The sequence below is a fragment of the Shewanella piezotolerans WP3 genome, from assembly GCF_000014885.1.
In the GTDB taxonomy this organism is placed as follows: Bacteria; Pseudomonadota; Gammaproteobacteria; order Enterobacterales; family Shewanellaceae; genus Shewanella; species Shewanella piezotolerans.
In genome coordinates, this window is the sequence record NC_011566.1 from 2,065,001 (window position 1) to 2,077,996 (window position 12,996).

At 44.9% G+C, this 12,996-nt stretch carries 11 protein-coding genes, 4 tRNA genes and 2 rRNA genes (1 of these 17 running past the window's edge); 16 read left to right on the forward strand and 1 reads right to left on the reverse strand.

Going from position 1 to position 12,996, the window contains the following annotated elements; genetic code table 11:
• From SWP_RS08825 to birA, 6 genes are all read left to right on the forward strand, one after another.
• Positions 1 to 766, forward strand: a 23S ribosomal RNA gene (locus SWP_RS08825); it begins 2,129 nt to the left of the window's first position.
• 204 nt (positions 767 to 970) lie between these two features.
• Positions 971 to 1,086, forward strand: a 5S ribosomal RNA gene (rrf, locus tag SWP_RS08830).
• Between the two features lie 99 nt (positions 1,087 to 1,185).
• Positions 1,186 to 1,262 (forward strand) — tRNA-Asp (locus tag SWP_RS08835).
• 1,382 nt (positions 1,263 to 2,644) lie between these two features.
• Positions 2,645 to 4,228, forward strand: coding sequence for a methyl-accepting chemotaxis protein (locus tag SWP_RS08845; RefSeq protein ID WP_020912121.1), 1,584 nt, complete (start codon positions 2,645 to 2,647; stop codon positions 4,226 to 4,228).
• A gap of 94 nt (positions 4,229 to 4,322) precedes the next feature.
• Positions 4,323 to 5,342, forward strand: coding sequence for a UDP-N-acetylmuramate dehydrogenase (gene murB, locus SWP_RS08850; RefSeq protein ID WP_020912122.1), 1,020 nt, complete (start codon positions 4,323 to 4,325; stop codon positions 5,340 to 5,342).
• 1 nt (position 5,343) lies between these two features.
• Positions 5,344 to 6,306: a bifunctional biotin--[acetyl-CoA-carboxylase] ligase/biotin operon repressor BirA gene (birA, locus tag SWP_RS08855; RefSeq protein WP_020912123.1), complete on the forward strand. Its 963-nt coding sequence runs from the start codon at positions 5,344 to 5,346 to the stop codon at positions 6,304 to 6,306.
• Positions 6,307 to 6,312: 6 nt separating this feature from the next.
• Here the strand turns inward: birA and coaA are convergent, their stop codons facing one another.
• Positions 6,313 to 7,263, reverse strand: a complete 951-nt coding sequence (gene coaA, locus SWP_RS08860; RefSeq protein ID WP_020912124.1) for a type I pantothenate kinase — start codon at positions 7,261 to 7,263, stop codon at positions 6,313 to 6,315.
• 234 nt (positions 7,264 to 7,497) lie between these two features.
• Here coaA and SWP_RS08865 point away from each other — a divergent pair.
• From SWP_RS08865 to rplL, 10 genes are all read left to right on the forward strand, one after another.
• Positions 7,498 to 7,573 (forward strand) — tRNA-Thr (locus SWP_RS08865).
• A 7-nt stretch (positions 7,574 to 7,580) separates the two neighbouring features.
• Positions 7,581 to 7,665: transfer RNA gene (locus tag SWP_RS08870), tRNA-Tyr, on the forward strand.
• A gap of 35 nt (positions 7,666 to 7,700) precedes the next feature.
• Positions 7,701 to 7,774, forward strand: a tRNA-Gly gene (locus SWP_RS08875).
• Between the two features lie 195 nt (positions 7,775 to 7,969).
• Complete coding sequence (tuf, locus tag SWP_RS08880; protein ID WP_020912125.1) at positions 7,970 to 9,154, forward strand: elongation factor Tu; 1,185 nt, start codon at positions 7,970 to 7,972, stop codon at positions 9,152 to 9,154.
• A 290-nt stretch (positions 9,155 to 9,444) separates the two neighbouring features.
• A complete protein-coding gene (gene secE / locus SWP_RS08885; RefSeq protein ID WP_020912126.1) occupies positions 9,445 to 9,816 on the forward strand; it encodes a preprotein translocase subunit SecE in 372 nt (123 codons plus the stop codon).
• Positions 9,817 to 9,825: 9 nt separating this feature from the next.
• Positions 9,826 to 10,377, forward strand: a complete 552-nt coding sequence (gene nusG, locus SWP_RS08890; protein WP_020912127.1) for a transcription termination/antitermination protein NusG — start codon at positions 9,826 to 9,828, stop codon at positions 10,375 to 10,377.
• A gap of 126 nt (positions 10,378 to 10,503) precedes the next feature.
• Positions 10,504 to 10,932 carry a 50S ribosomal protein L11 gene (gene rplK, locus SWP_RS08895; protein ID WP_020912128.1) on the forward strand — a complete coding sequence of 143 codons (429 nt, stop codon included), beginning with the start codon at positions 10,504 to 10,506 and terminating at the stop codon, positions 10,930 to 10,932.
• A 4-nt stretch (positions 10,933 to 10,936) separates the two neighbouring features.
• Complete coding sequence (gene rplA / locus SWP_RS08900) at positions 10,937 to 11,638, forward strand: 50S ribosomal protein L1 (RefSeq protein WP_020912129.1); 702 nt, start codon at positions 10,937 to 10,939, stop codon at positions 11,636 to 11,638.
• Positions 11,639 to 11,908: 270 nt separating this feature from the next.
• Positions 11,909 to 12,406 carry a 50S ribosomal protein L10 gene (gene rplJ, locus SWP_RS08905; RefSeq protein WP_020912130.1) on the forward strand — a complete coding sequence of 166 codons (498 nt, stop codon included), beginning with the start codon at positions 11,909 to 11,911 and terminating at the stop codon, positions 12,404 to 12,406.
• Positions 12,407 to 12,462: 56 nt separating this feature from the next.
• Complete coding sequence (gene rplL / locus SWP_RS08910; protein WP_020912131.1) at positions 12,463 to 12,828, forward strand: 50S ribosomal protein L7/L12; 366 nt, start codon at positions 12,463 to 12,465, stop codon at positions 12,826 to 12,828.
• Positions 12,829 to 12,996: the final 168 nt, after the last annotated feature.

Here is a 12,996-nt window from a genome sequence, read left to right on the forward strand (position 1 = left end):
CGTCGCTAGATGGAGTGGAGTCAACCTTGAAATACCACCCTTGTAGTTTTGATGTTCTAACCGCGGCCCCTGAATCGGGGTTCGGGACAGTGCCTGGTGGGTAGTTTGACTGGGGCGGTCTCCTCCCAAAGAGTAACGGAGGAGCACGAAGGTTGGCTAAGTACGGTCGGACATCGTACGGTTAGTGCAATGGCATAAGCCAGCTTAACTGCGAGACATACACGTCGAGCAGGTACGAAAGTAGGTCATAGTGATCCGGTGGTTCTGTATGGAAGGGCCATCGCTCAACGGATAAAAGGTACGCCGGGGATAACAGGCTGATACCGCCCAAGAGTTCATATCGACGGCGGTGTTTGGCACCTCGATGTCGGCTCATCACATCCTGGGGCTGAAGTCGGTCCCAAGGGTATGGCTGTTCGCCATTTAAAGTGGTACGCGAGCTGGGTTCAGAACGTCGTGAGACAGTTCGGTCCCTATCTGCCGTGGGCGTTGGATGATTGAAGGAAGCTGCTCCTAGTACGAGAGGACCGGAGTGGACGAACCGCTGGTGTTCGGGTTGTTATGCCAATAGCATTGCCCGGTAGCTACGTTCGGAATCGATAACCGCTGAAAGCATCTAAGCGGGAAGCGAGTCCTAAGATGAGTCATCCCTAGGAATTTAATTCCTCTAAAGAGCCGTTCGAGACTAGGACGTTGATAGGTCAGGTGTGTAAGCGTTGTGAGGCGTTGAGCTAACTGATACTAATGACTCGTGAGGCTTAACCATACAACCCTGATGGGTTTTGGCCAAAAATGCTCCATGCATTTTAAGGCACTTCCTCCATCCATGGAGGGTGTATGAGACTGATGTTTTTACCTCATCGAAGTTAGAACTACTCTGCAAAGAGTGACGCTTAATGTGGTGTCGAACTCAATAATTTAATACTTACTTGCGACAGCGAGTAACAGCTTTCTAAATTTGCCAAATTTGTCTGGAAACCATAGAGCTGTGGTCCCACCTGATCCCATTCCGAACTCAGAAGTGAAACACAGTATCGCCGATGGTAGTGTGGGGTTTCCCCATGTGAGAGTAGGTCATTTCCAGGCGCCTAATTAGCTTAACTCATAAGAGTCGAGCGAGTCTCCTAGCCTTGACAAGCTAGTGACTTAAAAGAATTTAGTGAAATGCTTCGGCAATTTGCTAAAGGAGCGGTAGTTCAGTTGGTTAGAATACCGGCCTGTCACGCCGGGGGTCGCGAGTTCGAGTCTCGTCCGTTCCGCCAACACAAAGACGAAAGCCTCTGCAGAAATGCAGAGGCTTTTTTCGTTTACATGCTGAAGAGTTAAAGCGGTTAATCGCAACCGCAGCGCGGAAGTTCAGTTGGTTAGGCTCACTATGAATAGACAGCGGCCTGTCACGCCGGGGGGCGCGAGTTCGAGTCTTGTCCGTTCCGCCAACATAAAGACGAAAGCCTCTGCAGAAATGCAGAGGCTTTTTTCGTTTACATGCAGAAGAGTTAAAGCGGTTAATCGCAACTGCAGCGCTGAAGTTCAGTTGGTTAGGCTCCCTATGAATAGACAGCGGCCTGTCACGCCGGGCGTCGCGAGTTCGAGTCTCGTCCGTTCCGCCAACACAAAGACGAAAGCCTCTGCAGAAATGCAGAGGCTTTTTTCGTTTACATGCTCAAGAGTTAAAGCGGTTAATCGCAACTGCAGCGCGGAAGTTCAGTTGGTTAGGCTCCCTATGAATAGACTGCGGCCTGTCACACCGGGATCGCGAGTTCGAGTCTCGTCCGTTCCGCCAACACAAAGACGAAAGCCTCTGCAGAAATGCAGAGGCTTTTTTCGTTTACATGCTGAAGATTTAAAGCGGTTAATCGCAACTGCAGCACGGAAGTTCAGTTGGTTAGGCTCACTATGAATAGACAGCGGCCTGTCACGCCGGGGGTCGCGAGTTCGAGTCTCGTCCGTTCCGCCAACACAAAGACGAAAGCCTCTGCAGAAATGCAGAGGCTTTTTTCGTTTACATGCTCAAGAGTTAAAGCGGTTAATCGCAACTGCAGCGCGGAAGTTCAGTTGGTTAGGCTCCCTATGAATAGACTGCGGCCTGTCACACCGGGATCGCGAGTTCGAGTCTCGTCCGTTCCGCCAACACAAAGACGAAAGCCTCTGCAGAAATGCAGAGGCTTTTTTCGTTTGTACGCTCAAGATTTAAAGCGGTTAATCGCAACGACAGCGCGGAAGTTAAGTTGGTTAGGCTCACTATGAATAGACAGCGGCTTGTCACCTGTGCTTAAGGTACCTTAGTTCGAGTTTTATCCATTGCTTTGCGTATCCATTTCATCATTCATGAACTCATGAACTCATGAACTCATGAACTCATGAACTCAGGAACTCAGGAACACCTAGAACCTATATAGAGTTACTAGATCCCGCACTAGTTATACAAATGGCGTTAGTGTCATTCATTCTATAGCAAATAAGCAGCATATCTTCGAAGTGCGAATCTCTGACTGAAGGACTAAATCTCTGAGCAGACTAATGCTAACTATCTCTACTTTGGTTATTTGGCGATAAAATGACCTATGTGTGATTGATTTAAATCAAGCTAACTCATTGTTAGTTCTGTCAATATACAGCTCTAATAAAAAAGTAGGGCGCCCTCATGAATCCGCAGACCACATTAAATGTTGAACAGCCAATGACGCAAGACTGTATTTTGCTGTCTACTACAGATCTAAAAGGTAACATTAAGTATGCCAATGACGTATTTGCCAATATGTCAGAATGTTCAGCGAGCGAGCTGCGGGGACAGTCACACAATATTGTACGTCACCCGGATATGCCAAAGGCTGTGTTTAAATCTCTGTGGAGTCGTATACAAGCGGGGAAAACATGGACGGGGCTAGTTAAAAATCAAACCGTGACTGGTAAGTACTACTGGACTAGTGCCTATGTCTCACCAGTATATGAGAAAGGTCAGTTGCATGAGTTCCAATCCATCAGGCGTAAACCGACAACTGAACAGGTGCAGGCTGCAGAAAAACTATATTCGAAATTAAGCCAAAGCGATCATGTAGCTGAACTTGAGAAGCCACTGGTAAGTTTCGCTGGCAAGTTGAGTTTGTGGGGCAGCATTGTTGCGTTTAGTTGTGCACTACTGACGACTGTATTACCCGCTGCTTTAGTTGCTGCTGTTGGAGCATTTATCGCTGGCTTGGGCTGTTACATTATCACTAAGCCATTACGAGAGCTGGCTGTTAAAGCTGCAGCTATAAATGATGATCCTATTGCACGTAGTATATTCTGTGGCCGCCAAGATGAAATTGGTCAACTGGATTCAGCACTCAATTATTTAATCACCGAAACTGGGGGCGTCGTCGGTAGAATGGCGGACTCGGCTTCCTCTATCAGTGAAGAGACCGGCTCATTGATGCAAACGATTGTCGACACACATGGCCGAGCAGACAGCCAGAACTTGCAGACCAATCAGGTTGCAGCGGCAGTGGAAGAGATGAGTGCAAGCTTTGTAGAGGTTAATGACAACACTCAACAGGCAGCCCAAGAAATAAATTCAAGCCTCAAAGCTGCAGACTTAGGGCATGAACATTTGCTTAAGGTTGTTACTTCCATAGGCGAATTAAGAGAAGAGGTCGTACAATTTTCTGAAGTTGTCGATTCAATTGAGCAGGACAGTCATGCGATTGCAAATGTACTTAGTGAGATAAAGGGAATTGCTGAACAGACTAACCTGCTTGCGCTAAATGCTGCGATAGAGGCTGCTAGGGCAGGGGAAACTGGTCGTGGTTTTGCAGTCGTAGCCGATGAAGTGAGACAGCTTTCAATTCGTACTAGTGAGTCTACTGCGCAAATTAGTAATATTGTGACTAAGTTTCAGAGCAGTACTCAAACTGCGGCAGACGCTATGGAAGTCAGTCATAAGAAGGCAGATCAATCTGCTGAGTTGGCAAAAAATGCCGACAGTGCATTTGATCAATTACGCGACTCGATAGGAAGGATTCATGAGATGTCGGAATTAAATGCAGTCGCAATGAACCAACAAACAGCCGTTGCTACTGAGATAAGCCAGGCAATAGTCGCTATTAATGACCTATCAAATGTTAACTTGGCGCGCACGGAAGAAGCTCAAATCAAGTGTGATCAGATGAATCGATTAGCCAACAAAACAAGGCTATTATCAACACAATTTTGGCAACAAACGATAAACCGAAATAGTCGCAATGACTAAAGCAATTGCGACTCTAACTTTCTAGATAGTGCTACTGAGCGTTACGGCTTTACGTTACAATGCAGTATTCCTATATGATTAATAAGACTGCTCCGTGACCGATTCTATCTCACTTAAAGCACATAATACTTTTGGGCTTGAACACAGTTGTCGAGCTCTGTTTATTGCCAAAACAACACCAGAGCTTAGCACATTTTGCCAACAGCTCTATCTTTCTAATCAGCCAATGCTGATCTTGGGTGGCGGCAGTAATATTGTTTTATGTGACGACTTTGCAGGCACTGTCGTTGTCGTTGAAACCAAAGGTATTGAGCTAAGGACAACAGAAAGTGATTACTGTTTGGCTGTTGAAGCGGGCGAAGATTGGCATGAGCTGGTCTGCTACTGCCTAGATAAAGGTATTGCTGGCTTTGAAAATCTAGCCCTTATTCCTGGGAAAGTGGGCGCTGCGCCGATTCAAAATATAGGTGCTTACGGTATTGAGTTTAAAGATATTTGTGAGTGGGTGGAGTACCTAGATTTAGCGAGTGGCGAACGCATACGCTTAAGTGTTGAACAGTGTGAGTTTGGCTACAGAGACTCGGCTTTTAAGCGGCAGTTATCGGGCAAAGCCCTAATAACAAGAGTTGGTTTTAAAGTACCTAAAGTGTGGTTACCACGACTTGATTACGGACCTCTCAAAGCGCTGAAGGGGCCTAATGTTACTCCAAAAGCAGTGTTTGATTGTATCTGTGCCACGCGTATGGAAAAGCTGCCTGATCCAGCTGTCGTTGGTAATGCAGGTAGTTTTTTTAAAAATCCCATTATCGAAAATGAGCAGTTTCAGACTCTTGTTGCCCGCTATCCGAATATTGTAGGTTATCCTCATGGGCGTAGACACACCAAAGTTGCAGCGGGTTGGTTGATTGAAGCGGCGGGTTTAAAAGGTTTTCAGGTTGGCGGCGCGGCAGTACATGATAAGCAAGCACTTGTGCTTATCAATAAAGATAATGCTAGCAGCGATGATGTATTGGGTTTAGCAAGGCATATTGTCGATTGTATCTTTAAGGAGTTTGGGATTACTTTGGAGCATGAACCGAGAATGATAGCCACTACTGGAGAAAGGAGTTTATAGCATGGCAGAGCAATGGAATCGCAAAAGAAACATATTAGCAGAGTTAGCCACTGGTGGTTTTGTCTCCGGTGAAGTGCTTGCTGAAAAGTTAGCTGTTTCACGTACTGCAGTTGCTAATCATATATCAGCATTGGAAGACTACGGCGTGGATATTTTCTGTGTAAAAGGCAAAGGTTACAAGTTAAGTCATCCCATCTCTTTAGTCGATGAAACTGTGTTAAAGGGGGCTATTGGTCAGCGATGCTTCTATTTTGATGAGATTGAAAGCACGAATGGCTTCATTCTAAAGCATGCTGAGGAGCTAGACTCTGGTGACATTTGTGTGGCTGAGTATCAATCTGCTGGACGAGGTAGACGTGGGCGAACTTGGGTGTCTCCCTATGGCTGTCATCTGTATTTTTCGATGTATTGGCAATTTCCACAAGGAATGGCGCAAGCCATGGGCTTGAGTTTAGTGGTTGCCTGTTCGATTGTAAAAGTGCTTAAGCAACTTAATGTCGACGAGATCGGGGTTAAATGGCCAAACGATATCTACCTAGCGGGTAAGAAATTGGCGGGTGTACTTATTGAGATGAGTGGCCAAACAGATAATGAATGTAATCTTGTTATTGGTGTAGGGCTTAACATGGCGATGAGTGAACAGCATGGCAAGTCAATCGACCAAGCATGGAGTGATTTGACTTCCCTTAAGAGTATGCCGAACAAAACTGAATTGCTGACTTTATTACAAAAACAGCTCCAGCAAGATCTTTCACTGTTTCAAGAAAGTGGACTCACGCCTTTCCAGTCGAGATGGGAAGAGGCAGATCTCTTTATTGATCAGCAAATAAAATTGCTTATTGGAACAGATGAGGTCCACGGCATTTGCAGAGGGATAGATAAACAAGGAGCGGTGCTGTTAGAAACTGATGATGGCGTAAAGAGCTTTATTGGTGGTGAAATCAGCCTACGTAAGGCCGATTAATCGATATCACTTTCTTAGAAGGACTTGATCCATTAGGTGATCTTGTCCTTTTTGCAAGATAAGGTGCGCACGTTCTCGGGTTGGCTGAATATTTAAGGTTAAGTTTGGGCCATTAATGCTATCCCAGATTTTAGATGCAATGCCTGTAGCTTCATGATCTGTTAGCTGTGAGTAATGATGGAAGTAGGAACTTTCTTCGCTAAACGCGCCGGTTCTAAATTGTAAAAAGCGCTCGATGTACCACTTTTTCAACAGCTCTTCTTCTGCGTCGACATAGATACTAAAATCCACAAAATCAGATACAAAAGGGCGCTTAGTGTCAACGGCTGAGTCTTGTCCTGTTTGCAGCACATTTAAGCCCTCGATGATGAGGATATCAGGTTGACGGATCCACTGAAATTGGTCGGGCACTCGGTCATAAGTAATGTGTGAGTATATTGGCGCGCTCACCGCAGCTTCACCCGCTTTTATCGCAGAGATAAAGTCAACTAAGCCCTTCATATCATAGCTTTCAGGGAATCCCTTGCGCTGCATCAAGCCTCGACGTTTAAGCTCTGCGAGTGGGTGCAAGAATCCATCTGTTGTAATCAGATCAACTTTAGGATGTTCTGGCCAATGGCTCAATAATGCTTGCAAGATACGCGCAGTAGTACTTTTACCTACCGCCACACTACCTGCAATACTGATTATATAGGGCCTTTTTGGGGGAACGCGGCCAAGGAATTCATTGAGTGCCAATCCCCTTTGCTGCTTTGCACCGACATTTAAGTTTAGAAGTCGGCTTAACGGAAGATAAATATCGGTAACTTCAGATAACGATATTTTTTCATTAATACCGCGCAGGTCTGCCAGATCATTTTCACTGAGCGTCAAAGGCACTGATTCGCGTAATTCAGCCCACTGTTCGCGCTGAAAAGGTAAGTAGAGTGCATTATGAATTTGATTGGTTGGCGTCATTGCGAAGTTCTCCATTAAGGAGGGCACATTACACTATGAATTTATTATCGACAACCGCTATGGGATTAGGCGAACAGCCAACGGTTAGGTAAATAAGATTAATCGCTGCAAAAGTATCCGTTATGGCTAAAGTAAGCATAAAAAAGCGTCGTTTGAGCTTTTTTTTATAAAAAAATCCATTTTACTATTGCACTTGTGCTCACATTTCCATAATATCCGCTACCGAAATGACACGCCGGCATAGCTCAGTTGGTAGAGCAACTGACTTGTAATCAGTAGGTCCCGAGTTCGACTCTTGGTGCCGGCACCATTTCCCTGGAGGGGTTCCCGAGTGGCCAAAGGGATCAGATTGTAAATCTGACGGCTCAGCCTTCGAAGGTTCGAATCCTTCTCCCTCCACCATTTTCTAGGTAGTTAGGTAACCTGAAGTAGGTTGCGCGGATGTCGTATAATGGTATTACTCCAGCCTTCCAAGCTGATAACGCGGGTTCGATTCCCGCCATCCGCTCCAAATTCTTGCTGATAATACTTAATCAGTAGAAAGCACTCGATAACGAGTGCTTTTTCCAGTTTAAGACTACCTGTCAGCACGCCTCCTGCTTCATATGCACCTCAACTATCTTACTAACTGATTCGATGACATTTATGCATCGGATTTTTTGCTATATGCAGTTTCATCACCAGTACTTTGGATTGGGGCAATACCATGGCTAAAGAAAAATTTGAACGTAGTAAACCGCATGTTAACGTTGGTACCATTGGACACGTCGACCATGGTAAAACAACACTAACAGCTGCTATCTCTGCTGTTTTGACTAAAACATACGGTGGTGAAGTTAAAGATTTCGCACAAATCGATAACGCTCCAGAAGAGCGCGAGCGTGGTATTACAATTAATACTTCTCACATCGAATATGACACTCCATCACGTCACTACGCACACGTAGATTGTCCTGGTCACGCCGATTATGTTAAAAACATGATTACTGGTGCTGCTCAAATGGACGGCGCGATTCTAGTAGTTGCTTCTACAGATGGTCCAATGCCACAAACACGTGAGCACATCCTGCTTTCACGTCAGGTTGGCGTACCATTCATCATCGTATTCATGAACAAGTGTGACATGGTTGACGATGAAGAGCTTCTTGAGCTTGTAGAAATGGAAGTTCGTGAACTTCTTAGCGAATATGAATTCCCAGGTGATGACCTACCAGTTATCCAAGGTTCTGCGCTTAAAGCCCTTGAAGGCGAGCCAGAGTGGGAAGCAAAAATCATTGAACTAGCAGAAGCTCTAGATACTTACATCCCAGAGCCAGAGCGTGCAATCGATGGTGCATTCATTCTTCCAATTGAAGATGTATTCTCAATCTCAGGCCGTGGTACAGTAGTAACAGGTCGTGTAGAGCGCGGTATCATCAAAGTTGGTGAAGAAGTAGAAATCGTTGGTATCAAAGATACAACTAAGACTACTTGTACTGGTGTTGAAATGTTCCGTAAGCTTCTTGACGAAGGTCGTGCTGGCGAGAACTGTGGTGTTCTTCTACGTGGTACTAAGCGTGAAGATGTTGAGCGTGGTCAGGTTCTTGCTGCTCCTGGTTCAATCACTCCACACACAACTTTCAAGTCAGAAATCTACGTTCTGTCTAAAGAAGAAGGTGGACGTCATACTCCATTCTTCAAAGGCTACCGTCCACAGTTCTACTTCCGTACAACTGACGTAACCGGTACTATCGAATTGCCAGAAGGCGTAGAGATGGTAATGCCTGGTGACAACGTTGCTATGACAGTAACACTAATCTGCCCAATCGCGATGGACGAAGGTTTACGCTTCGCAATCCGTGAAGGTGGACGTACAGTTGGTGCTGGTGTTGTTGCAGAGATCGTTGCTTAATAGCGACTAATCTTAGCGCAATACTAAAAAAGGCAGCTTAGGCTGCCTTTTTTGATTTTAATCGAAAGCTAATACTGATTTTGTTCACTAAGCTTAGCTTTGTATTCTTGCCATATACGCGGAATAAGAATACAATCTATGGCCGATTTTTGACTCGCTGGATATACTTTTTAGTGAGTGTGTTGAGCAGTCGTCAGTTTAGACTTGAGTCTGGCTGATTTTTTTACTGAGCAAAGTGCTATTTTGTAGCATATATAATCTCAGAACGTAGTGAGTAACGGAATTAACCGATGACAACAAATACTGAAAGCCAGGGTAACTCTCTGGATATCGTAAAGTGGGGCCTAGTCGTAATCTTCTTGGCTGCTGCTATTATTGGCAATCATTATTTCGCTGAAGCAAGTGTTGTTGCGCGCGCTTTTGGGGTTGTAATCGCCTTTGCTATTGCTGGTCTTATTGCGTCGCAAACAGAAAAAGGCAAGCAAGCATTAACGTTTGCTCGTGAAGCACAGATTGAAGTTCGTAAAGTGGTATGGCCTACGCGTCAAGAAGCACTAAATACAACTTTTATTGTATTAGCTGCTACCGCCGTTTTAGGATTAATCCTATGGGGTTTAGACGCAGTATTGCTTAGAATTGTTAATTTTATTACAGGCGTATAGGCATCTCGAATGACTGAAGCAACTGAAGCTAAAAAAAGATGGTATGTAGTACAAGCGTTTTCAGGCTATGAAGGCCGCGTTTGTAAATCTTTGAATGAACATATCAAAATGCACAGCATGGAAGATTACTTCGGTGAGGTTTTAGTACCTACAGAAGAAGTGGTTGAAATGCGTGCGGGCCAACGTCGTAAGAGCGAACGCAAATTCTTCCCTGGCTACGTATTAGTCCAGATGGAAATGAATGACGAGAGCTGGCACTTAGTGAAAAGCATCCCTCGTGTGATGGGCTTCATTGGTGGTACATCAGATCGTCCAGCCCCTATTTCAGATAAAGAAGCTGATGCAATTCTTCAGCGTCTTCAAGACACTACTGAGTCTCCAACGCATCGCGTTATGTTTGAAGCTGGTGAAGTTGTTCGTGTTACTGACGGACCTTTCGCTGACTTTAACGGTACTGTTGAAGAAGTTGATTATGAGAAGAACCGCGTTAAGGTTTCTGTCATGATCTTCGGTCGCTCAACGCCAGTAGAGCTTGATTTTAGTCAGATTGAAAAAAGCTGATTAAATAAAGCGCAAATACTAATTGGAAATGGGTGCGAATTTATATATAATTCGCACCCATATTTTTCGGGGAGCTTTTCAGCATAGTGTTGATGGCGTTTGAACCCAAACTTGAGGAAATGTCTCATGGCAAAGAAAGTTGATGGTTACATCAAACTACAAGTAGCAGCCGGTGCTGCAAACCCGTCGCCACCAGTTGGCCCAGCATTGGGTCAGAAAGGTGTTAACATCATGGAATTCTGTAAAGCATTCAACGCTCGTACTGAAAAGTTCGACAAAGGTATGCCAATTCCTGTAGTTATCACTGTTTACACTGATCGCTCTTTCACTTTTGAAACTAAGACGCCACCTGCATCTTTCCTACTGCTTAAAGCAGCTGGTCTGAAGTCTGGTTCTGGCCGTCCTAACACTGACAAAGTGGGAACTATCAAGCGTAGCGCTGTCCAGGAAATTGCTGAGACTAAAGCCGCTGATATGACTGGTGCTGATATGGACGCTATGATGCGCTCTATTGAAGGTACTGCGCGTTCAATGGGTTTGGTAGTAGAGGACTAATATAATGGCAAAGCTAACTAAACGCGCTCGTTTGATCCGCGAAAAAGTTGAAGTGACTAAGAACTACGACATCAATGAAGCTGTAGCACTATTAAAAGAACTAGCAACTGCTAAGTTCGTTGAAAGTGTTGACGTTGCTGTAAACCTTGGTGTTGATCCACGTAAATCAGACCAAAACGTTCGTGGCGCAACTGTGCTACCACACGGTACTGGTCGTGAAGTACGTGTAGCTGTGTTCACTCAAGGCGCTAACGCTGAAGCTGCTACTGCAGCTGGTGCTGAGCTAGTCGGTATGGACGAGCTTGCTGCACAAGTTAAAGCTGGCGAAATGAACTTTGACGTAGTTATCGCATCTCCAGATGCGATGCGCGTTGTTGGTCAGTTAGGTCAAATCTTAGGCCCACGTGGTCTAATGCCTAACCCAAAAACTGGTACTGTAACGCCAAACGTTGCTGAAGCAGTTAAGAACGCTAAAGCTGGTCAAGTTCGTTACCGTAACGACAAGAACGGCATCATCCACACTACTATCGGTAAAGTGGATTTTGAAACAGCTCAACTTAAAGAAAACTTAGAAGCTCTACTTGCTGCTCTTAAAAAAGCCAAGCCAGCAGCTGCTAAAGGTGTTTTCCTTAAGAAAGTAAGCATCTCTACCACTATGGGTGCAGGTGTTGCGGTTGACCAGAGTACTCTGGAAGACGTTAAGTAAATTTACAAAGCTCGCGCATTAGTCTATAATGCGCGCACTTTGTAGGGTTGAGGCTATGATTTAACCTTTTAGGTTAAAGATTGGTCTCCGTCCAAGACCGTAGGTGTTGGTTCAAGTAATCATCTTAATTTCCTACGTAGACGGTGTCGGACCCCAGATAGATTTTATTCTGCTGGATCTTTTCGCGCCGTAAGTCGCTAAATATCATTAGATGTTTAGCATGGTAATTGCTAGGGAGTTTTCCCTAGATAGAATCCAGGAGTAAAGCCAATGGCATTAGGACTCGAAGACAAAAAAGCGATTGTTGCTGAAGTCAACGAAGCTGCCAAAGGTGCTTTATCTGCAGTTGTTGCCGATTCACGCGGTGTAACTGTAGGTGATATGACCGGTCTTCGTAAAGCAGCTCGTGAAGCTGGTGTATACGTAAAAGTTGTACGTAACACACTAGTAAAACGCGCTGTCGCTGGTACTGATTTTGAGTGCCTAGCAGATACGTTCACTGGTCCTACTTTGATTGCATTCTCTAACGAGCACCCAGGTGCAGCCGCGCGTCTTCTTAAAGATTTCGCGAAGGAACAAGAGAAGTTTGAAATCAAAGCAGCAGCCTTTGAAGGGGAATTAATCCCTGCAGATAACATTGATCGTTTAGCAAAACTACCAACATACGAAGAAGCACTAGCTCAGTTCATGATGACTCTAAAAGAAGCATCTGCTGGCAAGTTGGTTCGTACATTGGCCGCTCTACGCGATCAGAAAGAAGCTGCTTAATAATTTTATTAGCCGCTTAATTAAATTGAATTCAGTACAATTAGGAATTTTTTGTTATGTCTATCACTAAAGACCAAATCTTAGAAGCCCTTGCAGAAATGTCTGTAATGGAAGTTGTTGAACTAATCGAAGCAATGGAAGAGAAGTTCGGCGTATCTGCTGCAGCTGCAGTTGTTTCAGGTGGCGCAGATGCTGGCGCTGCTGAAGAGCAAACAGAATTCGACGTAATTCTTACTTCACACGGCGACAACAAAGTTGCAACTATTAAAGCACTTCGCGCTGCTACAGGTCTTGGCCTGAAAGAAGCTAAAGGTATGGCTGAATCTGCTCCAGTAGCAGTTAAAGAAGCTATCACTAAAGAAGAAGCTGAAGCTCTAAAAACTGACCTTGAAGCAGCTGGTGCTGCAGTAGAGATCAAGTAAGTTATACTTTAACTTACTACCACCCGAGTAATCGGGCGGAGGCTGGCGGTTTTTTAACCGTCGGCCTTTTTTGCGCTGTAAGCGTAGGCGATTTTTTTTTCACCGTTTGTCGCCAGATTTCGCAGTTCCTAACAGAGATTACTGGTTGGGTTCTTGCTATCAACGGTG

What these genes read in the sequence shown, in the direction of transcription:
- rplK (WP_020912128.1), top strand. Translation starts at nt 10,504, where the DNA reads ATGGCAAAGAAAGTTGATGGTTACATCAAACTACAAGTAGCAGCCGGT.
- rplL (WP_020912131.1), top strand. Translation starts at nt 12,463, where the DNA reads ATGTCTATCACTAAAGACCAAATCTTAGAAGCCCTTGCAGAAATGTCT.
- SWP_RS08845 (WP_020912121.1), top strand. Translation starts at nt 2,645, where the DNA reads ATGAATCCGCAGACCACATTAAATGTTGAACAGCCAATGACGCAAGAC.
- tuf (WP_020912125.1), top strand. Translation starts at nt 7,970, where the DNA reads ATGGCTAAAGAAAAATTTGAACGTAGTAAACCGCATGTTAACGTTGGT.
- rplA (WP_020912129.1), top strand. Translation starts at nt 10,937, where the DNA reads ATGGCAAAGCTAACTAAACGCGCTCGTTTGATCCGCGAAAAAGTTGAA.
- secE (WP_020912126.1), top strand. Translation starts at nt 9,445, where the DNA reads ATGACAACAAATACTGAAAGCCAGGGTAACTCTCTGGATATCGTAAAG.
- rplJ (WP_020912130.1), top strand. Translation starts at nt 11,909, where the DNA reads ATGGCATTAGGACTCGAAGACAAAAAAGCGATTGTTGCTGAAGTCAAC.
- birA (WP_020912123.1), top strand. Translation starts at nt 5,344, where the DNA reads ATGGCAGAGCAATGGAATCGCAAAAGAAACATATTAGCAGAGTTAGCC.
- nusG (WP_020912127.1), top strand. Translation starts at nt 9,826, where the DNA reads ATGACTGAAGCAACTGAAGCTAAAAAAAGATGGTATGTAGTACAAGCG.
- coaA (WP_020912124.1), bottom strand. Translation starts at nt 7,263, where the DNA reads ATGACGCCAACCAATCAAATTCATAATGCACTCTACTTACCTTTTCAG.